Genomic DNA, 20,057 nt, shown 5'->3' with positions numbered 1-20,057 from the left:
TGCGCTGGATCAGCGCTGGTTCTTCTTACTTGGCCGCCATCAGGGCGACCGTGGTGTCGAGCATGCGGTTAGAGAAGCCCCACTCGTTGTCATACCACGACGACACTTTCACGAGGCGGCCCGAAACCTTGGTCAAGGTCGAATCGAAGTTCGACGAGGCCGGGTTGTGGTTGAAGTCGATGGAAACGAGCGGTTCTGTCTGGTAAGTGAGGATGCCTTTCAGCGCGCCTTCCGACGCCGCTTTCAGCAAGGCATTCACCTCTTCCACCGTCGTATCGCGCTTGGCGATGAAGGACAGATCGACCAAGGAGACGTTGATGGTCGGCACGCGGATGGCAAAGCCGTCCAGCTTGCCATTGAGTTCCGGCAAGACAAGGCCGACTGCGGCCGCCGCACCCGTCTTGGTGGGGATCATCGAATGCGTGGCCGAACGGGCGCGGCGCAAGTCTTCATGCATCACGTCGGAGAGTACCTGGTCGTTCGTGTAGGCGTGCACCGTGGTCATCAGGCCCGATTCGATGCCGATGGCGTCGTTGAGGGGTTTTACTAATGGCGCGAGGCAATTCGTCGTGCACGAAGCATTCGAGATGACCGTGTCCGTGGCTTTCAGCACGTGCTGGTTGACGCCGAACACAATGGTGGCGTCCACATCCTTGCCGCCCGGCGCGGAAATGATGACTTTCTTTGCCCCACCCTTCAGGTGGGCCGAGGCTTTTTCCTTGGTCGTGAAGAAACCCGTGCATTCGAGCACGACGTCCACGCCCAGTTCTCCCCATGGAATCAGGGCCGGGTCGCGCTGCGCGAAGACGCGGATGCGGTCGCCGTTGACGAGCATGTTCTCGCCATCGATGGTGACGACGCCGGGAAACTTGCCGTGCACCGTGTCGTAGCGCGTCAAATGCGCATTCGACTTGGCGTCGCCCAGGTCGTTGATGGCGACGATCTCGATATCCTGCTGCTTGCCGCCTTCATAAAACGCGCGCAAGACGTTGCGGCCGATGCGGCCATAGCCATTGATGGCAACTTTGATGGTCATGCTGTCTCCTTGTTGTTTTCTACTGAGTTCGTAAAGCCAACCCAAGTGCAAAGCTGGGGTCAGACCCGGCGGGGGAATACGCCCCAGTGGGGCGCATTCCGATCACGCAGTGACTGACCCCAAAAATTAACCGCTGTTGCGCAACCCCGCCGCAATGCCATTGATCGACAAATGTATCCCTGTGCGCGCCGCCGCATCCTGCTTACCTTCCCGGAAACGTTTCAGCAGCTCCACCTGCACGTGGTTGAGCGGGTCGATGTAGGGGAAACGGTTGCGTATCGAACGCTGCATCAGCGGGTTGGCTTGCTGCAACTCTTCCTGGCCCGTGATCAGCTTCAAGGCGTCCAGTGTGGCCGCGTATTCGGCGCGGATGCGCGTAAAGATGGCGTCGCGCAGGGCCTTGTCCTTGACGAGTTCCGCATACTTGCCGGCGATGGCGATGTCGCTCTTGGCCAGCACCATATCCATGTTCGACAGCAGGGAAGTGAAGAAGGGCCAGTCCGTGTACATGCCGCGCAGCACGTCCGCCCCGTCGGCGGGATGGGCGGCCAGGTAGGCTTGCACGGCGGAACCGAAACCGAACCAGCCCGGCAGCATCAAGCGGCATTGGGCCCAGCTCAAGACCCAGGGAATGGCGCGCAAATCCTCGATCGAGGTCGATTTCTTGCGCGAGGCGGGACGGCTGCCGATGTTCAGCGCGGCAATTTCCGCGATCACCGTCGATTCCCAGAAGTACTGCTCGAAGCCCTCGGTGCCGTAGACGAGGTCGCGGTAGGCGTTCAGGGCCGTGCCGGACAGTTCTTCCATGGCGGCCAAATGGCCCGCGCCGGCCGACGCCTTCGGCTGCAGCTGCGCCTGCGGCAGCAGGGTCGACTGGATGGTGGCGGCCACCAGCACTTCCAGGTTGCGGCGCCCTACCTCCGGGTTCGCATACTTGGCCGTGATGACTTCGCCCTGCTCCGTCAGGCGGATCTGCCCCTGCACGGCGCCGGCCGGCTGAGCCAGGATGGCTTCGTAGCTGGGTCCGCCGCCGCGGCCCACGGAACCGCCGCGGCCGTGGAACAAACGCAGCTTGATCTGGTATTGCTTGAACACGGTCACCAGCTCGATCTCGGCCTTGTAGAGTTCCCAGCCGGAGGTCAGGAAGCCGCCGTCCTTGTTGCTGTCGGAATAACCGAGCATGACTTCCTGCTGGTCCGCGCGCGAGGCCAGCAAGCCCCGGTAGAACGGCAAGCCGAAGGCGCGCGCCATGATGGCGGGGCCGGCGCGCAAGTCGTCGATGGTTTCGAACAGGGGAATGATGTTGACGTCCACTTCGCGGCTGTCCTGGCGCAGCAAGCCCACTTCTTTCAGCAGCAAGGCCACTTCCAGCAAGTCCGACACGCTGGCCGCCTTCGAGATGATGCAGTTCGGCACCGATTCCTTGCCATATTTGACGTGGGCTGCGCGCACGGCGCGGAAGATATCGAGTTCGGACGTCGTTTCTTCCGAGTACTGCGCATACGGCGACGTCAGCAGGCGTGGCGATTCCAGCTCGGCCAGCAGCAAGCTGATGCGCTGCTCTTCATCGAGGTCCAGGTAGACGAGGCCCGGCTGGGCGCCGGCGAACAGTTCGCCCACGACGCGCTCGTGCACGTCGGAATTCTGGCGCAAATCGAGCGGCGCCAGCGAGAAGCCGAAGACCTTGACGGCGCGCCGCAGCTGGCGCAGCCGGCCCCGCGCCAGCGCGCGCAAGCCATTGCTGACGAGCGAATGCTGGACCACGTCCAGGTCGGCCAGCAGTTCGGCGGCCGCCGCGTAAGGCTGCACGCCGTCCGCTTGCTTGCCCTTGCCAGAGAGCACCACGCGCGTCGCATCGAGGCGCGCATGGATGCCATGCAGGGCGCGGCGGTACGGTTCGTCGACCCGGTGCGGCGACGCATCGGCCGAGCGCTCGGCCAGCGCGCGCAGCGGCTCGCTGCAGGCGTTCAGGATTTGCGCCAGCGACAGTTGCGAAGCGAGCTTGCGCAATTCGCCCAAGTAAAAGTCGAGCACCTTGTCGGCTTGCGTCTGCAGGGTGCTGCGCAGGATGTCGGCCGTGACGAAGGGATTGCCGTCGCGGTCGCCGCCTATCCAGCTGCCGACTTTCATGAAATTAGGCAGTTCCGCATCTTCCCAGCGGGCATCGCGCTGGGCCAGCATGGTTTCCAGCGAGGAATATAATTTCGGCAATTCGCGCAAAATCGTGTGGTCGTAGAACGACAGGCCGTTGGCTACTTCATCCATGACGGACAGCTTGCTCGTGCGCAACAGGCGCGTTTGCCACAGGGTCACGATGCCGCGGCCCAGCGCTTCTTCGTTCTGCTCCGCCTCTTCCGGTGTCATTTGCACGCGGTCGCGCTCGCTCAACAGGCGCGCGATGGCCATCTGGCAATTCTGGATGCTCTTGCGCTGCACTTCCGTCGGATGCGCCGTGAACACGGGGCTGACGAAGGCATCTTCAAAGAACGTTTCCAGCGCATCGGCCTTGCCCGCGTCAAACACATTGCCGACGGCATGGCTGAGACTGCCCTGGCGCGGCGGCGAACCGGCAATCAAATGGGCGCGCGTGCGGCGGATGTGATGCTGATCTTCCGCAATGTTGGCCAGCAGCGAGAAATAGCTGAAGGCGCGCGTCAATTGCGTGGTTTCTTCCTGCGACAGCGCTTGCAGCGCGTCCGACAGCTGCGCGCGCGCCGCTTCATCATTGTCACGGCGGAAACGAATGGCCAGCTGGCGCACATGTTCGATGCGCTCGAAGGCAGGGTCGCCCAGGTGGTTGCGGATGGCGTCGCCCAACAGACGGCCCAGCTGGCGGATATCGCTGCTCAGCAGCTCGTCTTTCACTTCATTCATTTGCATGGTATGTATTTCCTGGGGCGGCCACGGTGGCACCGCACAGATTGCGTAGTACGCGCTCCCCGGCCGGGAAACGCCCATCATCCGATTTTTGTAGTAAATTTACCTTATTGCTTCACCACCCTCTTGATTATCATCAATAAAATCCATGCTCAAAGGGCCAACAAGGGCCTGCAAGCTATTTACCAGGGCAACAATATGAAAATTTACTACGCATTTAAGCGAAAGGCAATCAACTTTTGTCTTTCGAGGATCAAAAGTAACGGCGCAACACACAGGGCCGACGCTCTCCTGTATGCTGCGAATGAAACAAGGATGTAATCCACATCTTATGAACGATGCCCATGCGACTGACTGCCTACACTGACTACACCCTGCGCACCCTGATGTACCTGGGCGTGCACCGCGACCGCCTTGTCACCATCCAGGACATCGCCAACCTGCATGCTATTTCCAAGAATCACCTGATGAAGGTGGTGCACCAGCTGGGCCTGTCGGGCATCGTGGAAACCGTGCGTGGGAGGAATGGCGGCCTGCGCCTGGCGCGCGACCCGGCCGAGATCAATATCGGCACCGTGGTACGCGAAACGGAAAATGACTTTTTTATGGCGGAATGTTTTAACAAGGAAAACAATACCTGCCCGCTGACGCCCGATTGCCTGCTGAAGGCCAAGCTGGGCCAGGCCACGGCCGCCTTCCTGGCCGTGCTCGACACGGTAACCCTGGCCTCGATACTCGAAGCGACGCCGGGCGCGCCCGCGCTGGCGGCGGGCGTGATTCCCTTGCGCGTGGCAAAGTAAGGGTCAGGTAAGGGTCAGGTAAGCGCGTGCCACAAACAACAATGCCCGGCGAACCGGGCATTGTTTCCTGCAGTAGCTACCTAAAAAACATCAATGCGCGCTGGCGCCTGCCGCGCCGATGCCCGTTTCCGAACGCATTTGCTGCGCTTCGTAGCCGGCGCGGTCGATGCGCGCGCGGGGGCTCTTGTCGAGCACCGAGAACAGCCAGATGCCGACGAAGCCCGCCGTCATCGAGAACAGCGCCGGCGAAGCGTACGGGAACAGCGCTTCGCCATGACCGAGCACGTCGACCCACACGGACTTCGATACCACCGTCAGCGCCACGGCCGTGATCAAGCCCAGGAAGCCGCCGATGGTGGCGCCCCGCGTGGTGCAGTCTTTCCACAGCACCGACATGAACAGGACGGGGAAGTTGGCCGAAGCGGCAATCGCGAAGGCCAGCGACACCATGAAGGCGATGTTCTGCTTTTCAAAGGCGATGCCCAGCACCACGGCGATGATGCCCAGCACGATCGTCGTCACGCGCGACACCTTCAATTCGTTGGCGCCCGTGGCCTTGCCCTTCTTGATGACGGTGGCATACAGATCGTGCGACACGGCCGACGCGCCCGACAGGGTCAGACCAGCCACGACGGCCAGGATGGTGGCAAACGCGACCGCCGACATGAAACCGAGGAACACATTGCCGCCCACGGCCTTGGCCAGGTGCACGGCCGCCATGTTGTTACCGCCCAACAATTTACCCGCAGCATCCTTGAACTCGGGATTGGTGCTGACCAGCACGATGGCGCCAAAGCCGATGATGAAGGTCAGAATGTAGAAATAGGCGATCCAGGTGGTGGCCCAGAACACGGATTTGCGCGCTTCCTTGGCGCTCGGCACGGTGAAGAAACGCATCAGGATGTGCGGCAGGCCGGCCGTGCCGAACATCAGCGCCATGCCGAACGAGATGGCCGAGATCGGGTCCTTGATGAAGGAACCGGGGCCCATGATCGCTTCCTTGGTCGCATGCACGTCCACGGACTTGGCGAACAGCGCTTCCGGGCTGAAGTTGAACTGCGCCAGCACGGCCACGGCCATGAAGGTGGCGCCGCCCAGCAGCATCACGGCCTTGATGATCTGCACCCAGGTGGTGGCCGTCATGCCGCCGAACAGCACGTAGATCATCATCAAGGTACCGACCAGGACGACGGCGATCCAGTATTCGAGGCCGAACAGCAGCTTGATCAGCTGGCCCGCGCCCACCATCTGCGCGATCAGGTAAAAGGCCACGACGACGAGGGTGCCGGAGGCCGAGAAAATGCGGATCGGCGCCTGCTTGAAGCGGTAGGCGGCCACGTCGGCAAAGGTGTAGCGGCCCAGGTTGCGCAGGCGCTCGGCCATCAGAAAGGTGATGACGGGCCAGCCGACGAGAAAGCCGATGGCGTAGATCAGGCCATCGTAGCCGTTCAAAAAGACGGCGGCGGAAATGCCGAGAAACGATGCGGCCGACATATAGTCGCCCGCGATGGCCAGGCCGTTCTGGAAGCCCGTGATGCCGCCGCCGGCCGTGTAGAAATCGGAAGCCGACTTGGTCTTCTTGGCCGCCCATTTGGTGACGAACAGGGTAAAGATGACGAAGACGGCGAACATGATGATGGCCGTCCAGTTGGTGGGCTGCTTGACTGCCTGGCCCAGGTCGGCGCCGGCCGCGAACACGGCATTGCTGGCACCCAGCAAGGCCAGCGCGCTCAGACCGGACGCGCAGCGCAGCGCATGCTTGGCGGCGCTCATGCCTGCACCCGTGCCTGGATGGCGCTGGTCAGGTCGTCGAATTGCTTGTTGGCGCGGCGCACATAGATGCCCGTGATCACCACGGTAAACACGATGACGAACAAGCCGATCGGCATGCCCCAGGTCATCACGCCCGCGCCCGTTTTGGCAGCAAGAAATTCCTTGTCGAACGCGATGAGCAGGATGTAACCATAATACACCAGCATCATCAGGCCCGTCAGGGCCCAGCCGAAGCGCGAGCGCACCTTGACCAGCCGATGATAATTGGGGTCGGTCTTGAGTTTTTGTACCAGATCGTCATGCATGGTGTTGCCTCCGTTATGTAAAAAACTGCTCTTTTCTTTTCGAGCTTGCATTCACGATACGGCGCGAGGCTTACCCGCCCCTTACGGCGGCGGTTTTTTCTCGCAGGGGCAACACAAGGCAGTAGAAATCAGTTCAAGGCGGCTGCCGGTCCGAAGAATTCATGGTGCGTCTGCCGTTCCGGCACGCCCAGTTCGCGCAGGTATTGCTTGACGGCCCGCATGAATGGCTGCGGCCCCAGGAAGTAGGCGTCGACGTCGCGCGAGGCCGGCAGCCAGCGATTCAACTGCTCTTTATTCAACAATCCGACGGCATCGGGCGCATCTTGCTCGCCGACATGTTCCGCGTAGCAGTAATAGCGCTGCAGCTGCGGGTGCTGCGCGGCCAGTGCGTCGATCTGCGCACGGAATGCATGCACGCCGTGGTGGCGCGCCGCGTGGATGAAATGCACGGGACGCGTGCCGCGCAGGGCCGCCGTCAGCATGGCCAGGGTCGGCGTGATGCCCACGCCGCCGCTGATCAGCACCAGCGGCTTGTCGCTCTCGGTCAGGACGAAGTCGCCCGAGGGCGGCGTCAGCTGCACCGTGTCGCCCGCCTGCACGTGGTCATGGAAGAAATTCGACACCTTGCCGCCCTCTTCCCGCTTGACGCTGATGCGGTAGGTCTGGCCATTGCTGGCGGCGGACAACGAGTACTGGCGGCGCATGGGCACGCCATCGACGTTGACCAGCACGCCGATGTATTGACCCGGCGCAAAGTCGAGCACGGGCTGGCCATTGGCGGGCGCCAGCAGGAAGGACGTGATCTCGCCGCTTTCCACCGTCTTGCTGCGCACGGTAAAGTCGCGTGCGCCGCTCCAGCCGCCCGGTGCGGCCGCCTGCGCCTTGTAGATGCGCCCTTCTTCGCCGGCCAAAATATCGGCCAGTTGGCCGTAGGCCGCGCCCCAGGCATCGATGACGGCATCGCTGGCGATCTCTGCGCCCAGCACTTCGCGGATCGCCTGCAGCAGGCTGGCGCCCACCAGCGGATAGTGCTCGGCGCGGATCTGCAGGGCCACGTGCTTGTTGACGATGGTGGCCACCAGGTCGCCCAGCGCTGCCAGCTGATCGATATGTTTGGCATACATCAACACGCCATTGGCCAGCGCGCGCTGCTGGTCGCCGCTGTGCTGGTGCGCCTGGTTAAAGTACGGCAGCACTTCGGGATGGTCGCGGAACAGATTCTTGTAGAAATGACGGGTCAGCGCTTCGCCGCCCTGCTCGAGGATGGGGACGGTGGCCGTGATGATGGCGCGTTGTTCTTGGGTCAGCATGTGGAATTCCTTTAGATAGATGAGCAGGCGGTTTTCAGGCCAGTGATTCGATGGCGGGATAAAGATCGTGGTCTTCGCGGCGCATGCGCTGGAACAGCGCATGCAGCACGGTATTGGCTTCGCTGCGGAAGGCGTCCGGTTCGGCTGCCAGGCGCACGGGCGTATTCCAGCGGCCCGCGAAATCGAGGTAGGCGCCGGCGATGCCGTGCATCTCGTGTTCGTACTGGCGCCCCAGCTGGGCCACCGTGGCCACGCCGGACGCCTGCGCGGCCGGATACAGGTAGCGCTGCTCGACGGCCAGGTGCAGCTTGATCAAGCCGCTCATGGCGACGATCTGTTCGGCGATGGCCTGCGCCTGCGCGGCGACACCGCCGCGCGCCAGCCGGCGCAAGTCATCGATGGCGGCCAGGATGGCCAGGTGCTGCTGTTTGAATTTGTCGATATTCATGGCGTGATTCTCTTGTTGAGTGTTGCCAGTGTAGCGGAATCCGCTTAAACATGCAAATCATATACATCTTTAATGACCCAGGCGACGACGTCAATGTTTCCGGCAGGAATGTACATCGACATGCGCCACTATGTGCGGCACAGAACACAAGCCATGGCCATGTCTGCCTATAATTTATTCATCACAGCGCGTGCCCGTTTGCGGCCGTGCCGCACCCTCCACTCAGCGAAGGATCAGCATGAACATCAAGACGGGCATGGGCCAGGCGCAACAACTGGCCGGCATCATCAACGAACACCACACGGAACTGCTGGACGGCTGGATGGCCGGCCTGATCGCCCGCCTGGTGCGGCGCGACAAGATCGCCGAAAACGAACTGCGCCAGCAGGCATCGCAATTCCTGCCGCTGCTGGCGGGCGCGCTGGATAGCGGCGACTCGTTCGACATCGAGGGCGGCGCCTGGGACGACACGCGCCAGCTGCTGGCCGAAATATCGCAGTCGCGCGTACGCCAGGGCTATTCGCCGATCGACACGGCCAGCTTCATGTTCGCCCTCAAGGAACCGCTGTTCGCCTACCTGCGCAAGGCAATCACGGCGCAGCCGGAGCAGCTGGGCGACGCCATCGTCAGCACCAGCAAATTGTTCGACGAGCTGGGCCTGCTGACCATCGCCGTCTACCAGAAGGCGCGCGAACAGGTGATATTGCGCCAGCAGCAGGAATTGCTGGAGTTGTCCACGCCCGTGGTGCAGCTGTGGCAAAACGTGCTGGCCCTGCCCCTGATCGGCACCCTCGACAGCGCCCGCACGCAGGTGGTAATGGAAAGCCTGCTGCAAAAGATCGTCGATACGGGCGCCCTGATCGCCATCATCGACATCACGGGCGTGCCCACCGTCGACACCCTGGTGGCGCAGCACCTGCTGAAGACCATCGCCGCCGCGCGCCTGATGGGCGCCGACTGCATCATCAGCGGCATCCGCCCGCAGATCGCGCAAACCATCGTGCACCTGGGCGTCAACCTGGAAGACGTGATGACCAAGGCCACCCTGGCCGACGCCTTCGTCGTGGCCCTGAAACGCACGGGTTCCAGCATCACCTACCAGCAGCAACAACACTGAGGCGCCTATGGAAAGAATCCCCATTTTACGCATGGGCCGGCTGTTGCTGGTGACGATACAGGTGGACATGCACGACCGCCTGGCGATGACCCTGCAGGACGACCTGACCACCCGCATCGTGACGGACCGCGCCACGGGCGTGCTGATCGACATTTCCGCGCTCGACATCGTCGACTCCTTTATCGGCCGCATGATCAGCAACACGGCGGCGATGGCGAAAATCCTCGACGCGCGCACCGTCGTCGTCGGCATGCAGCCGGCCGTCGCCATCACCCTGGTGGAACTGGGGCTGACCCTGGAAGGCGTGAGCACGGCGCTCAACGTGGAGCTGGGCATCAAGCTGCTGGAACGGGGCGGCGCATGCGCATGACGGGGGCGCCATGCTAGGCGCGCAGGCACAGGAGCGGGCGCAGCCGGGGGCGCAACAGATCCTGCCCCTGCATAACGACGAAGACGTCGTGCGCTTGCGCAAGCAGGTGCGCGACAGCATGGTCGCCATGGGTTTTGGCCTGATCGAACAGACCAAGATCATCACGGCGGCCAGCGAACTGGCGCGCAACACCCTGCGCTACGGCGGCGGCGGCGAGGCGCGCATCGCGCGCGTCAGCGATGGCGCGCGCCAGGGCCTGGAACTGCGCTTCGTCGACGCGGGACCGGGCATTGACGATATTCCCCTGGCGCTGACCGATGGCTATACCAGCGGCGGCGGGCTGGGACTGGGGCTGGGCGGCGCCAAGCGCCTGGCCGACGCATTTCACATCGACACGGCGCCCGGCGCGGGCACCACCGTCACCATCGCGAAATGGAAGCTGTTTTGAACCACCAGGAACCACAGCCTGACATTCTCAGGCAAAGAAGTTTTCCCATCGGCGAACCGAGCGAGATCGCCGCGGCCCGCCGCGCCGGCAACGAGCTGGCGCGCCGCATCGGCTTCGACGACGTGCGCACGGGCCAGCTGGCCATCATCATCAGCGAGGCGGCCACCAATATCGTCAAGCACGCGCAGCGCGGCGAGATCCTGCTGCGCAAGGTGCTGCGCGGCGGCACCAGCGGCATCGAAGTGCTGGCCATCGACAACGGCCCCGGCATGGCCAATGTGCGCCAGCACATGCAGGATGGCCATTCCACCACGGGCACCTACGGCGTGGGACTGGGCGCGATACGCCGCCTGAGCCAGGAATTCGACCTGTACACGGGACCCGGCAAGGGCACGGTACTGATGATGGTGGTATGGGGACCCAACGCCAGCAGCGCCATTCCCGCCCATCCGAACTGGCGCATCGGCGCCGTGTGCCTGCCGCTGGCCTCGGAACAAGTGTGCGGCGACGCGTGGAACGTCGTGTGCGAAGGCCATGAACTGAGCCTGATGGTGGCCGATGGCCTGGGCCACGGCCCGCTGGCGGCGCGCGCGTCGGAACGCGCCAGCGCCCTGCTGGAACACGACACGCCCGGCCTGCCGCCCCTGCCCGCCCCCTTCATCGAACTGGCCCACGGCGCGCTGCGCACCACGCGCGGCGCGGCCATGGCGGTGGCGCATATCGACAGCGCGCGCCGCGAATTGCGCTATGCCGGCGTGGGCAACATCGCCGCCTGCGCCTTCGACGCGCAGCAGCGCCGGCATCTGCTGTCGCATAACGGCATCGTCGGCAGCAATCTGCGCAAGGTGCAGGAATTCTGCTATCCGTGGCAGCTGGGCACCACCCTGATCATGCACTCGGACGGCTTGCACACGCGCTGGGACCTGGAACAGTATCCGGGCCTGGCGCAATGCCACCCCAGCCTGATCGCCGCCGTGCTGTACCGCGATTTTTCGCGCGGGCGCGACGACGTTACGGTGGTGGTGCTGCGCGAACATGAGGAACATCAGGCTGTAACGGCAGAAAGGACAGGTGGGGCATGACGCAACGCATATTGACGGCCCATATCGGCAGCGAACTCGATGTGGTGGGGGCGCGCCAGCGCGCGCGACAGATCGCCGCCCTGTGCGGCTTCGGCGTGCAGGATCAGGTGCGCATCGCCACGGCCGTGTCGGAACTGGCGCGCAACGTCTACAACTACGCGGGCAGCGGCAAGGTGCATTTCGCCATCGATGGCCAGACGGCGCCGCAGGTGCTCAGCATCCGCATCGAGGACCAGGGTCCCGGCATCGCGCAACTCGACCGGATACTGGCCGGCACCTACCGCTCGCCCACGGGCATGGGCCTGGGCATCCTGGGCGCGCAGCGCCTGATGGACCGCTGCCATATCCACAGCGCGCCCGGCGACGGCACGCAAATCACGCTGCACAAGCTGTTCCCGCGCGACGCGCCCCTGCTCGACGGGCAAAGCATCGGCACGCTGTCCGGCAGCCTGCAGGCGCTGCCGTCGGATATCACGCTGTCCGAGGTGCAGCAGCAGAACCGCGAACTGCTGAGCACCCTGGCCGAACTGAAGACGCGCCAGGACGATTTGCTGCAACTGACGCGCGAACTGGAAGACACCAACCGGGGCGTGGTGGCGCTGTTCGCGGAACTCGATGAAAAAGCCGACCACCTGCGCCGCGCCGACCAGATGAAGTCGCGCTTCCTGTCGAACATGAGCCATGAATTCCGCACGCCGCTCAGCTCCATCCGCGCCCTGTCCAAGCTGCTGCTCGACCGCATCGACGGCGAACTGTCGGAGGAACAGGAAAAGCAGGTGCTGTTCATCCTGCAAAGCGCCGTCAGCCTGAGCGACCTGGTGAACGACTTGCTGGACCTGGCCAAGATCGAGGCGGGCAAGGTCGACGTGCACGCCAACAGCTTCCAGGTGGCCGACCTGTTCAGCGCCCTGCGCGGCATGCTGCGCCCGCTGCTGGTGTCCGATACGCTCACGCTCACCTTCATCGACCCCGACCCGGCGCTGCAGATCCATACGGATGAAGGCAAGCTGTCGCAAATCCTGCGCAACTTCATCTCCAACGCGCTCAAGTTCACGGAGGCGGGTGCCATCGTCGTCAGCGCCACGCCCTTGCCGGAGCAGGACGCCATCCGCTTTTCCGTCTCCGACACGGGCCTGGGCATCGATGCCGAAGACGTGCAGCTGATCTTCGAGGAATTCAGCCAGGTGGAAAACCACATGCAGCGCAAGGTCAAGGGCACGGGCCTGGGCCTGCCCCTGTGCCGCAACCTGGCCACCCTGCTCAATGGCACGGTGTCCGTGGACAGCACGCCGGGCCACGGTTCGCTGTTTTCCGTGGTCCTGCCCACCAGCTACCATGCGCCCGAAGGCAGCCTGCCGCCGAGCGCGCCGGCCAACGACAACGGCAACGACCAGCGCATCGGCGTGCTGGTGGTGGAAGACAATCCGCCCGTGCGCCTGCTGTATGAAAAATTCTTGGCCGGCAGCGAATTTCGCGTCGTCCCCGCACGCAGCGTGCGCGAGGCGCAGGAACGCTGGGAACAGCAGCGACCCGCCGCCGTCATCCTCGACATCCTGCTGCACGGCGAAACGGCCTGGCACTGGCTGGCCGAGCTGAAAAACGACCCGCTGCGGCGCCAGGTGCCCGTCATCGTCGCCACCGAGATCGACGACGTGCGCAAGGGCCTGGCCCTGGGCGCCGACGCCTATTACGTCAAGCCGCTGTCGCGCCAGCAATTGCTGGCGACCCTGCGCGCGCTGATCGGCAACCAACATCACCGGCAAGAGCCGGTTCCGCCGCAAGGCACAACCACCTGGGACAATGCGCATGCTACCGGATAACAACAGCGATGCTCTGATCCTGAACGTCGATGACAGCGATGGCGCACGCTACGCCAAATCGCGCATCCTCAAACGCGCCGGCTTCAAGGTCATCGAAGCCTCGAACGGGGGCGACGCGCTGCTGCGCGCCCGCCAGGACCGCCCTAACCTGATCCTGCTCGACGTCAAGCTGCCCGACATCAACGGCCTGGAAGTGTGCCGCCAACTGAAGGGCGGTGCCGAGACGAACACCATTCTGGTGCTGCAGACGTCGGCCTCGTGCATCGGCACGGCCGACAAGATCCGCGCCCTCGATGGCGGCGCCGACAATTACCTGGTCGAGCCGATCGAGGCCGATGAACTGATCGCCAACGTCAAGGCGCTGCTGAGGCTGGGCCGGGTCGAGCGCGCGCTGCGCGACGTGGACCGCCGCAAGGATGAATTCCTGGCCACCCTGGCCCACGAATTGCGCAATCCGCTGGGCCCCATCCGCACGGCGCTGGCCCTGTTGTGCAAGCTCGACCCCGTCGTGCCGGCCGTGCAGGACAATGCGCGCCGCACCATCGGCCGCCACACGGACCACCTGGTGCGCCTGGTGGACGACCTGCTCGACGTGTCGCGCATTTCGCAGGGCAAGATCTCGCTGCAATGGGAAAGCGTGAGCCTGCTCAGCGTCATCCGCAGCGCGCTGGAAACGAGTTCGCACAGCATCGAGGCGCGCGGCCATGCGCTCGACGTGCATCTGCCCAAGGAAGAACTGTGGGTCTGCGGCGACGCCGTGCGCCTGTCGCAGATCGTCGCCAACCTGCTGCTCAACGCGGCCAAGTTCACGGCGCCGGGCGGACGCATCGCCATTTCCGCCGCGCGCGAAGGCGACAATGTGCGCATCCGCCTGAGCGACAACGGCATCGGCATCGCCGCCGCCAGCATCGACAGCATCTTCGGCCTGTTCGAGCAGAGCGGCCATTCGCCCGACCGGGTGCAGGACGGCCTGGGCATCGGCCTGTCGCTGGTGCGCAACCTGGTGACCTTGCACGGCGGCCAGGTCAGCGTGCACAGCCCCGGCGTGGGACTGGGCAGCACCTTCGAGGTCATCCTGCCCCTCGACGCCAACGTGCCCGTGCCGGCCGCCGCGCCGGCGCCCGAAGCGGCCAGCGGCGGCAGCCAGCGCATCCTCGTGGTCGACGACAACAGCGATGCGGCCGACACCCTGGCCGAACTGCTGGAAATGTACGGCCACACGGTGCGCACGGCCTACACGGGCGCGCAAGCGACCGAGCGCACCCTGGAATTCAAGCCCGACATCGTCTTTCTCGACATCGGCCTGCCCGACATGAGCGGCTACGACGTGGCCGGCAAATTGCGCCAGCTGCCGATACCGCAGCAATTCCAGCTCGTGGCGCTGACCGGCTACGGCCAGGAACACGACCGCCAGGCGGCCCTGCAGGCCGGGTTCAACGAGCACTTCGCCAAGCCTGTCGATTTCGGCAAGCTGGCCATGCTGGGGCTGCATATCACGCCATGAGCGCAGCATGAGCGGGGGGGACGGCTGCCGGTTGCCGAAGCGTCGGCTATAATCGGCGGCCGGCGATGGCGCCGCATCGCATCCGCCGCGCCGGGCACCCCACCATTGGAACGATCACATGAAAAGCCGCACGCCGCTGCTGCGCATCACCATGATACTGGGCGCCCTGCACGCCCTGCTGGGCTGGCTGCTGCTGCCCGCGCTGCCCGTCGGCCTGGCCGGCTGGCTGCTGGGCGGCGCCGTCTTGCTGGCCTCGACCATGCTGATGCCGATGACCATCTTCGCCCGCGCCGTCACCAACGATGCGCGCCTGGCCGACCGTTTGAGCTGGGCCGGCTCGCTGTGCATGGGCTTTTTTTCCTCGCTGTTCGTGCTCACCGTGCTGCGCGAACTGCTGATGCTGATCCCCGCCACCCGCCCGCATGCCCAGGCGTCCGCCGTGGCGGCGCTAGCCCTGGCGCTGCTGGCCACCGTCGTCGGTTTCATCAACGCCCGCCGTGTGGCGCGCGTGCGCGAAGTCTCGGTGCCGATTACCGGCTTGCCGGCCGCCCTGCAAGGTTTTAGCATCGTGCAGCTGAGCGACATCCACGTAGGCGCCACCATCAAGCGCGCCTATGTGGACGCCATCGTCGCGCGCGCCAACGGCCTGCAAGCGGACTTCATCGCCATCACGGGCGACGTGGTCGACGGCACGGTGGCGCAACTGGCCAGCCATACGGCGCCGCTGGGCGAGCTTCGGGCGCGCCACGGCGTCTTTCTCGTCACGGGCAACCACGAATACTATTCGGGCGCCGCGCCGTGGGTGGCGGAATTTCGCCGCCTGGGCTTGCGCGTGCTGATGAACGAGCACACGGTGCTCGAGCACGACGGCGCGCGCCTGGCGCTGGCCGGCGTCACCGATTTCAATGCCGGTGCCTTCGATCCGGATCAACGCAGCGACCCGCAGGGCGCCATCGCCGGCGCACCGGCCGATATCCCCCGCATCCTGCTGGCGCACCAGCCGCGCAGCGCGCCCGAGGCGGAAGCGGCCGGCTACGACCTGCAATTGTCGGGCCACACCCACGGGGGCCAGTTCTGGCCATGGAATCTGTTCGTGCCGCTGCAGCAGCCTTACGTGGCGGGCCTGCACCGGCAAGGCCGCCTGTGGATTTATGTCAGCCGCGGCACGGGCTACTGGGGCCCGCCGAAGCGCATCGGCGCGCCGGCGGAGATTACGCTGTTGCGGCTGGTGGCGGCGTAGAACCTAGTCGGCCCAGCTGGCCATCCATGCCTCGTAACGCGCCGCCACGGCTGGCGGATTCAAATGCGCCAGCGCGCCTTCCACCGGCTCGCTGTCGCTGACCTCGAACAGCAGCAGATTTTCATCGCGCTGCGCGCCCGTGCCGAATACCCCTTCGGCGTCAAGCTGCGCCAGCGCCGCGATGCAGGCGTCGAACACGCCGGTGCGGAAGGTGGCGAATGCGACGTCGAACGGCAAGCCACGGTGCGCCTGCAGCAGCAAACGGTAGGCGCTGTCGAAGTAGGCGCCGCCGTCGTCAAACGCCCATTCGGCCGGGTTCCACAGCATCTCTTCGCCGTATTCCGAGGCGGCCAGCGCTTCGCGGCTGTTCGCCATGGGGCCGATGGTCATGGCGCTGTCGTCGCTGACCAGCGCGAAAGCGTCGATGTGCTGATCCGGATGCGCACGGCGCACGCAGTCGAAAGCCAGGCGCGCGGCCTGCGCCACCAGGGTTTGCAGCAGCGCGAAATCGAAGACGGCAGGATCGATGACGCTCGCCCGCGCCAAGCTGTAGCCATCGGCCAGCGCCGCCTGGCAACAGGTGGCGTACGCGGCCTGCGCCTCGGCTTCGCTGGCGTAGTCCTTGCGCGTCTCCGCACCCCAGGTCATGGCCGCGCCGGCGGCCGTCCAGACGGTCGTGCCAAATACGCGCGCTTCCTGGAAGCGGGCCGGCTGATCGCCGTCAAAGGTGTAAAACAGACTGTAGTTATCAGGCATGAGAATTTTTCTTTGTTTAATCGGGCCGCATCTGCGCGGCGAAATCGCGCTGGCGGAACTGCTCCAGCAAAAAATCGACGAAGACGCGCGTCTTCGCGGGCAGCAGCTTCTTGCTCGCATAGTACACGGACAGGGGGCCGGAATCGGCATGCCAGCCGGGCAGCAGGCGGATCAACGCGCCGCTGCGCAAATGGGCCAGCGCGTGCGGCATGGGCAGCAGCGCCACGCCGACACCCTGGATGGCCGCCTGCGCCATCGCTTCCGGATCGTCGAAGATGGCGCGCGGCCGGCATTCGGCCACGCCTTCGCCGCCCGCTCCATCGCGCAATATCCAGCTGCGCAATCTGCCGCTGCCGGCCGAGCGGCGCGCCACGCCGTCGAATTGCGCCAGGTCCGAAGGATGGGCGGGCATGCTTTTCCCCCGCATGAAGGCGGGCGACGCCGTGGCGACGACGTGGGCGTGGCCCAGTTCACGGGCCACCACGCCGGGCGTCAGCTCGATGCCGCCGCCGATGGCCACGTCAAAGCCCTCGCCGATCAAGTCCACTTGCCGGTTGTCGAAATGGCAGTCGGGAATGACGCCCGGGTAGCGCGCAATGAAGTCGCCCAGCAAGGGCACCACGTAGCTGCGCCCGAACGACGGCGCCATGCTGATTTTCAGGATGCCGGCCGGCTGGCCGCCCTCTTCGGCCACGCCGGCGATCGCCTCGCGCAAGGTGGACAGGGCGCCGGCTATCTGCTGCAGGAAGCGTTCGCCCCCTTCCGTCAGGGTCAGGCGGCGCGTGCTGCGCTGGAACAGGCGCAGTCCCAGGCTCGCTTCCAGCCGCGCCACGTTCTTGCTGACGGCCGCCGGCGTCAGCCCCAGGCGGCGCGCGGCCGCCGAAAAACTGCCCAGTTCGGCAGACAGCACAAACGATTGCAAGTGATTGAGGGCATCCATGCGCCTATTCTACCCGCTCACTTGATCGTTTTAGTTGAAAGTGATTGTAGCGATTCATGGCTAGCGCGCCAGGAATGAAACCTAGATACTGAATTCCTCGACTCCTCACACAGAAAGCCCATCATGCAAACCCAAAGCAACCATACCCAGTCACTGCTGAACAAGATCGCCTTTGTGACGGGCGGCTCGCGCGGCATCGGCGCGGCCATCGTGCGCCGCCTGGCCAGCCAGGGCGCCCATGTCGTCTTCACCTATCAAAGCTCGGCCGCCGAAGCGCAGGCGCTGGCCGCCAAGGTGGAAGCGGCCGGCGGCAAGGCGCTGGGCGTGCAAGCCGATGCGGCCGACGCCGCAACCCTGACGGCGGCCATCGACCAGGTGGCGGCGCAATTTGGGCGTATCGATATCCTCGTCAATAACGCGGGCGTGTTCCTGCCCGGCGCCATCGATGACTTTTCGCTGGCGGACTTCGACAAGACGATTGCCGTCAACGTGCGCGCCGTGTTCGTGGCCATCAAGGCGGCCGTGGCGCACATGCAGACGGGCGGGCGCATCATCAATATCGGCAGCACGAATGCGCACCGCATGCCGTTCGGTGGCGCGGCCGCCTACGCCATGAGCAAATCGGCGCTGAGCGGCCTGACGCAAGGCCTGTCGCGCGACCTGGGACCGCACGGCATCACCATCAACAACGTGGAACCGGGTCCCGTCGCCACCGACATGAACCCGCCCACGGGCGACTTCGCCGACCTGATGCACGGCCTGATGGCCCTGCCCCGCCACGGCACGGCCGATGAAATCGCCGGCATGGTGGCTTACCTGGCCAGCGACGAAGCGGCGTTCGTCACGGGCGCCGGGCTGAAGATCGACGGGGGTTTTGCCGCCTGATCCAGCCCGAACATCAGCGAACGGTGTGCCGCCACGCCCGCCATGGCGCCGTCGGCCACCGCGAACGCCACGCTGCCGGCCATGCGGCCCGCGTCACCGCAGCAAAAGACGCCGGGCACGCTGCTGGCCTTTTGCTCGTCGGTGCGCACGAACGGACCCATGGCGCCCTCTTCCAGCGCGCAGCCCAGCGTCACAGCCAGGGCACTGGCCAGGCGGGTGCGGGTGGCCACGAACAGGCCGGCCATCGCATGGCGGCTGCCGTCGGCCATGACCACGTCGGCCACGCCGTCGATCCGCGCCACGGGCGTGCGCAGCACCGTCACGCCGCGCGCGCCCAGTTGCGCCAGCTGCGCCGCATCGGGCTCGAACGCGCCATTCAGGAAAAAAGTGACCGTGCCCCAGTCGGGCAGCATCAGCGCATGGTGCATCGACAGTGGCCCGGTGGCCAGCACGCCGATGGCGCCCTGCTCCAGTTCATAACCGTGGCAATAGGGGCAGTGAAAGACGCTGGTGCCCCAGCGCTCGGACAAACCATCGACGGGCGGCAGCTCGTCGATCACGCCGGTGGCCAGCACCAGGCGGCGGCCGTGAACGACATTGCCGTCCGCCAGGATCACGTCGAAGCCATCGCCATCGCGGCTGGCCGCCGCCTGCACGGCCGTGCCGTCCAGCCAGGACACGGTGGCATACGCCAGCAGCTGCGCCTTGCCCTCGGCGGCGATGGCGGCCGTCCCGCTGCCGTCCTGGGTCAGGAAACCGTGGGAATGGCTGGCGTAGCGGTTGCGGCGCTGGCCGCCGTCGATCACCAGCACGCGGCGGCGGGCGCGCGCCAGTTGCGTGGCGGCGGACAGGCCGGCGTAGCTGCCGCCGACGATGATGGCGTCAAAGATGTGCATGGGGTGCTCCTCGGTGGATGGCATATTGTTGGCTGAAACGGTCGGCCAGGTCGGCCAGGGTGACGGCGCCGAAGCGCCGGATCAGCAGCGCCTCGGCTTCGTCGAAGGCGCCGGCCAGCGACTGGTTGACCACCTGCTCCACCAGGCAGCCCGGCTGGTCGACGCGGTTGCCCATGGCGAAGATGGTGGGCGAGCCGACGGCCACGTAGATGTCTGGCAAGGTGACGCGGTGCAGATCGCAGACGATACGCCAGCCGCCGCCATGCCCCTTGACCGAGGCCACGTAGCCGCGTTCGCGCAAGCCGGCCATCACGCGCCGCACCAGCACGGGGTTGGTGTCCAGGCAGCCGGCGAGTTCCTCGGACGTCATCGGGCGTCCCGCGTGGGCCATGTGCAGCAGCACATGGAGAATCGATGATAGTTTGCTGTCGCGTCTCATGTAACTCATGA

19 protein-coding genes are annotated in these 20,057 nt (G+C 65.0%); 9 read left to right on the top strand and 10 right to left on the bottom strand.

The features are described 5' to 3' along the window. Positions 1 to 25: 25 nt before the first annotated feature. Together gap and ppc are read right to left on the bottom strand one after the other, a co-directional pair. Positions 26 to 1,036, bottom strand: a complete 1,011-nt coding sequence (gene gap, locus OX462_RS12770) for a type I glyceraldehyde-3-phosphate dehydrogenase (protein ID WP_070291450.1) — start codon at positions 1,034 to 1,036, stop codon at positions 26 to 28. Positions 1,037 to 1,162: 126 nt separating this feature from the next. Continuing rightward, on the bottom strand, positions 1,163 to 3,916 hold the full coding sequence (gene ppc, locus OX462_RS12765; RefSeq protein WP_409028593.1) for a phosphoenolpyruvate carboxylase: 2,754 nt from the start codon (positions 3,914 to 3,916) through the stop codon (positions 1,163 to 1,165). Between the two features lie 341 nt (positions 3,917 to 4,257). Here ppc and OX462_RS12760 point away from each other — a divergent pair, with 341 nt between their 5' ends. Further along, positions 4,258 to 4,713 (top strand): RrF2 family transcriptional regulator, encoded by a 456-nt coding sequence (locus tag OX462_RS12760; RefSeq protein ID WP_409028592.1) that lies wholly within the window; start codon positions 4,258 to 4,260, stop codon positions 4,711 to 4,713. A gap of 90 nt (positions 4,714 to 4,803) precedes the next feature. On the opposite strand, the gene OX462_RS12755 is transcribed toward OX462_RS12760, so the two are convergent. The 4 genes from OX462_RS12755 to OX462_RS12740 form a co-directional block, all read right to left on the bottom strand. Next, positions 4,804 to 6,486 (bottom strand): cation acetate symporter, encoded by a 1,683-nt coding sequence (locus tag OX462_RS12755; RefSeq protein WP_070291451.1) that lies wholly within the window; start codon positions 6,484 to 6,486, stop codon positions 4,804 to 4,806. Next, positions 6,483 to 6,791 carry a DUF485 domain-containing protein gene (locus OX462_RS12750; RefSeq protein ID WP_409028591.1) on the bottom strand — a complete coding sequence of 103 codons (309 nt, stop codon included), beginning with the start codon at positions 6,789 to 6,791 and terminating at the stop codon, positions 6,483 to 6,485. Before OX462_RS12750 ends, OX462_RS12755 begins: the two co-directional genes overlap by 4 nt. A gap of 128 nt (positions 6,792 to 6,919) precedes the next feature. Continuing rightward, positions 6,920 to 8,101 (bottom strand): NO-inducible flavohemoprotein, encoded by a 1,182-nt coding sequence (gene hmpA, locus OX462_RS12745; protein ID WP_409028590.1) that lies wholly within the window; start codon positions 8,099 to 8,101, stop codon positions 6,920 to 6,922. A gap of 34 nt (positions 8,102 to 8,135) precedes the next feature. Continuing rightward, positions 8,136 to 8,549, bottom strand: coding sequence for a hemerythrin domain-containing protein (locus tag OX462_RS12740; protein WP_070310643.1), 414 nt, complete (start codon positions 8,547 to 8,549; stop codon positions 8,136 to 8,138). Between the two features lie 238 nt (positions 8,550 to 8,787). Here OX462_RS12740 and OX462_RS12735 point away from each other — a divergent pair, with 238 nt between their 5' ends. From OX462_RS12735 to OX462_RS12705, 7 genes are all read left to right on the top strand, one after another. Continuing rightward, positions 8,788 to 9,666 carry an STAS domain-containing protein gene (locus OX462_RS12735; protein WP_070291455.1) on the top strand — a complete coding sequence of 293 codons (879 nt, stop codon included), beginning with the start codon at positions 8,788 to 8,790 and terminating at the stop codon, positions 9,664 to 9,666. 7 nt (positions 9,667 to 9,673) lie between these two features. Beyond that, positions 9,674 to 10,036: an STAS domain-containing protein gene (locus OX462_RS12730; RefSeq protein ID WP_034785745.1), complete on the top strand. Its 363-nt coding sequence runs from the start codon at positions 9,674 to 9,676 to the stop codon at positions 10,034 to 10,036. A 10-nt stretch (positions 10,037 to 10,046) separates the two neighbouring features. Further along, the gene (locus tag OX462_RS12725) at positions 10,047 to 10,484 is read left to right on the top strand and encodes an ATP-binding protein (protein WP_070291456.1); all 438 of its coding nucleotides are present in this window, start codon (positions 10,047 to 10,049) and stop codon (positions 10,482 to 10,484) included. Then, positions 10,481 to 11,566 carry an ATP-binding SpoIIE family protein phosphatase gene (locus OX462_RS12720; RefSeq protein ID WP_240453641.1) on the top strand — a complete coding sequence of 362 codons (1,086 nt, stop codon included), beginning with the start codon at positions 10,481 to 10,483 and terminating at the stop codon, positions 11,564 to 11,566. Before OX462_RS12725 ends, OX462_RS12720 begins: the two co-directional genes overlap by 4 nt. Then, the gene (locus OX462_RS12715; protein WP_409028589.1) at positions 11,563 to 13,386 is read left to right on the top strand and encodes an ATP-binding protein; all 1,824 of its coding nucleotides are present in this window, start codon (positions 11,563 to 11,565) and stop codon (positions 13,384 to 13,386) included. The genes OX462_RS12720 and OX462_RS12715 overlap by 4 nt, the downstream gene beginning before the upstream one ends. Next, a complete protein-coding gene (locus OX462_RS12710; RefSeq protein WP_409028588.1) occupies positions 13,373 to 14,890 on the top strand; it encodes an ATP-binding response regulator in 1,518 nt (505 codons plus the stop codon). Before OX462_RS12715 ends, OX462_RS12710 begins: the two co-directional genes overlap by 14 nt. A 118-nt stretch (positions 14,891 to 15,008) precedes the next feature. Beyond that, entirely contained in the window at positions 15,009 to 16,130 is a 1,122-nt protein-coding gene (locus tag OX462_RS12705; protein ID WP_409028587.1) for a metallophosphoesterase, read from the top strand. A 3-nt stretch (positions 16,131 to 16,133) separates the two neighbouring features. Here OX462_RS12705 and OX462_RS12700 read toward each other — a convergent pair whose 3' ends face one another. Next, a complete protein-coding gene (locus OX462_RS12700; RefSeq protein WP_409028586.1) occupies positions 16,134 to 16,886 on the bottom strand; it encodes a DUF4303 domain-containing protein in 753 nt (250 codons plus the stop codon). A 16-nt stretch (positions 16,887 to 16,902) separates the two neighbouring features. Next, a complete protein-coding gene (locus OX462_RS12695; protein WP_409028585.1) occupies positions 16,903 to 17,826 on the bottom strand; it encodes a LysR family transcriptional regulator in 924 nt (307 codons plus the stop codon). A 123-nt stretch (positions 17,827 to 17,949) separates the two neighbouring features. Between OX462_RS12695 and OX462_RS12690 the strand changes: the two genes are divergently transcribed. Next, a complete protein-coding gene (locus OX462_RS12690; RefSeq protein WP_409028584.1) occupies positions 17,950 to 18,711 on the top strand; it encodes an SDR family oxidoreductase in 762 nt (253 codons plus the stop codon). Here OX462_RS12690 and OX462_RS12685 read toward each other — a convergent pair. Together OX462_RS12685 and OX462_RS12680 are read right to left on the bottom strand one after the other, a co-directional pair. Continuing rightward, on the bottom strand, positions 18,639 to 19,607 hold the full coding sequence (locus OX462_RS12685; RefSeq protein WP_409028583.1) for an NAD(P)/FAD-dependent oxidoreductase: 969 nt from the start codon (positions 19,605 to 19,607) through the stop codon (positions 18,639 to 18,641). The genes OX462_RS12690 and OX462_RS12685 overlap by 73 nt on opposite strands. Further along, positions 19,594 to 20,046: an Rrf2 family transcriptional regulator gene (locus OX462_RS12680; protein WP_409028582.1), complete on the bottom strand. Its 453-nt coding sequence runs from the start codon at positions 20,044 to 20,046 to the stop codon at positions 19,594 to 19,596. The genes OX462_RS12685 and OX462_RS12680 overlap by 14 nt, the downstream gene beginning before the upstream one ends. Between the last annotated feature and the right edge of the window lie 11 nt (positions 20,047 to 20,057).

The sequence above is a fragment of the Janthinobacterium aestuarii genome (assembly GCF_046113285.1).
GTDB lineage: Bacteria > Pseudomonadota > Gammaproteobacteria > Burkholderiales > Burkholderiaceae_D > Janthinobacterium.
The sequence above is the reverse complement of the archived record's forward strand: the minus strand, read 5'-3'. Positions and strand labels throughout refer to the sequence as shown.

Coding starts and splice junctions, on each gene's coding strand:
- OX462_RS12695 (WP_409028585.1), bottom strand. CDS start 17,826: ATGGATGCCCTCAATCACTTGCAATCGTTTGTGCTGTCTGCCGAACTG.
- OX462_RS12715 (WP_409028589.1), top strand. CDS start 11,563: ATGACGCAACGCATATTGACGGCCCATATCGGCAGCGAACTCGATGTG.
- ppc (WP_409028593.1), bottom strand. CDS start 3,916: ATGCAAATGAATGAAGTGAAAGACGAGCTGCTGAGCAGCGATATCCGC.
- OX462_RS12690 (WP_409028584.1), top strand. CDS start 17,950: ATGCAAACCCAAAGCAACCATACCCAGTCACTGCTGAACAAGATCGCC.
- OX462_RS12725 (WP_070291456.1), top strand. CDS start 10,047: ATGCTAGGCGCGCAGGCACAGGAGCGGGCGCAGCCGGGGGCGCAACAG.
- OX462_RS12700 (WP_409028586.1), bottom strand. CDS start 16,886: ATGCCTGATAACTACAGTCTGTTTTACACCTTTGACGGCGATCAGCCG.
- OX462_RS12710 (WP_409028588.1), top strand. CDS start 13,373: ATGCTACCGGATAACAACAGCGATGCTCTGATCCTGAACGTCGATGAC.
- OX462_RS12735 (WP_070291455.1), top strand. CDS start 8,788: ATGAACATCAAGACGGGCATGGGCCAGGCGCAACAACTGGCCGGCATC.
- OX462_RS12760 (WP_409028592.1), top strand. CDS start 4,258: ATGCGACTGACTGCCTACACTGACTACACCCTGCGCACCCTGATGTAC.
- hmpA (WP_409028590.1), bottom strand. CDS start 8,101: ATGCTGACCCAAGAACAACGCGCCATCATCACGGCCACCGTCCCCATC.
- OX462_RS12750 (WP_409028591.1), bottom strand. CDS start 6,791: ATGCATGACGATCTGGTACAAAAACTCAAGACCGACCCCAATTATCAT.
- gap (WP_070291450.1), bottom strand. CDS start 1,036: ATGACCATCAAAGTTGCCATCAATGGCTATGGCCGCATCGGCCGCAAC.
- OX462_RS12685 (WP_409028583.1), bottom strand. CDS start 19,607: ATGCACATCTTTGACGCCATCATCGTCGGCGGCAGCTACGCCGGCCTG.
- OX462_RS12730 (WP_034785745.1), top strand. CDS start 9,674: ATGGAAAGAATCCCCATTTTACGCATGGGCCGGCTGTTGCTGGTGACG.
- OX462_RS12705 (WP_409028587.1), top strand. CDS start 15,009: ATGAAAAGCCGCACGCCGCTGCTGCGCATCACCATGATACTGGGCGCC.
- OX462_RS12740 (WP_070310643.1), bottom strand. CDS start 8,549: ATGAATATCGACAAATTCAAACAGCAGCACCTGGCCATCCTGGCCGCC.
- OX462_RS12755 (WP_070291451.1), bottom strand. CDS start 6,486: ATGAGCGCCGCCAAGCATGCGCTGCGCTGCGCGTCCGGTCTGAGCGCG.
- OX462_RS12680 (WP_409028582.1), bottom strand. CDS start 20,046: ATGAGACGCGACAGCAAACTATCATCGATTCTCCATGTGCTGCTGCAC.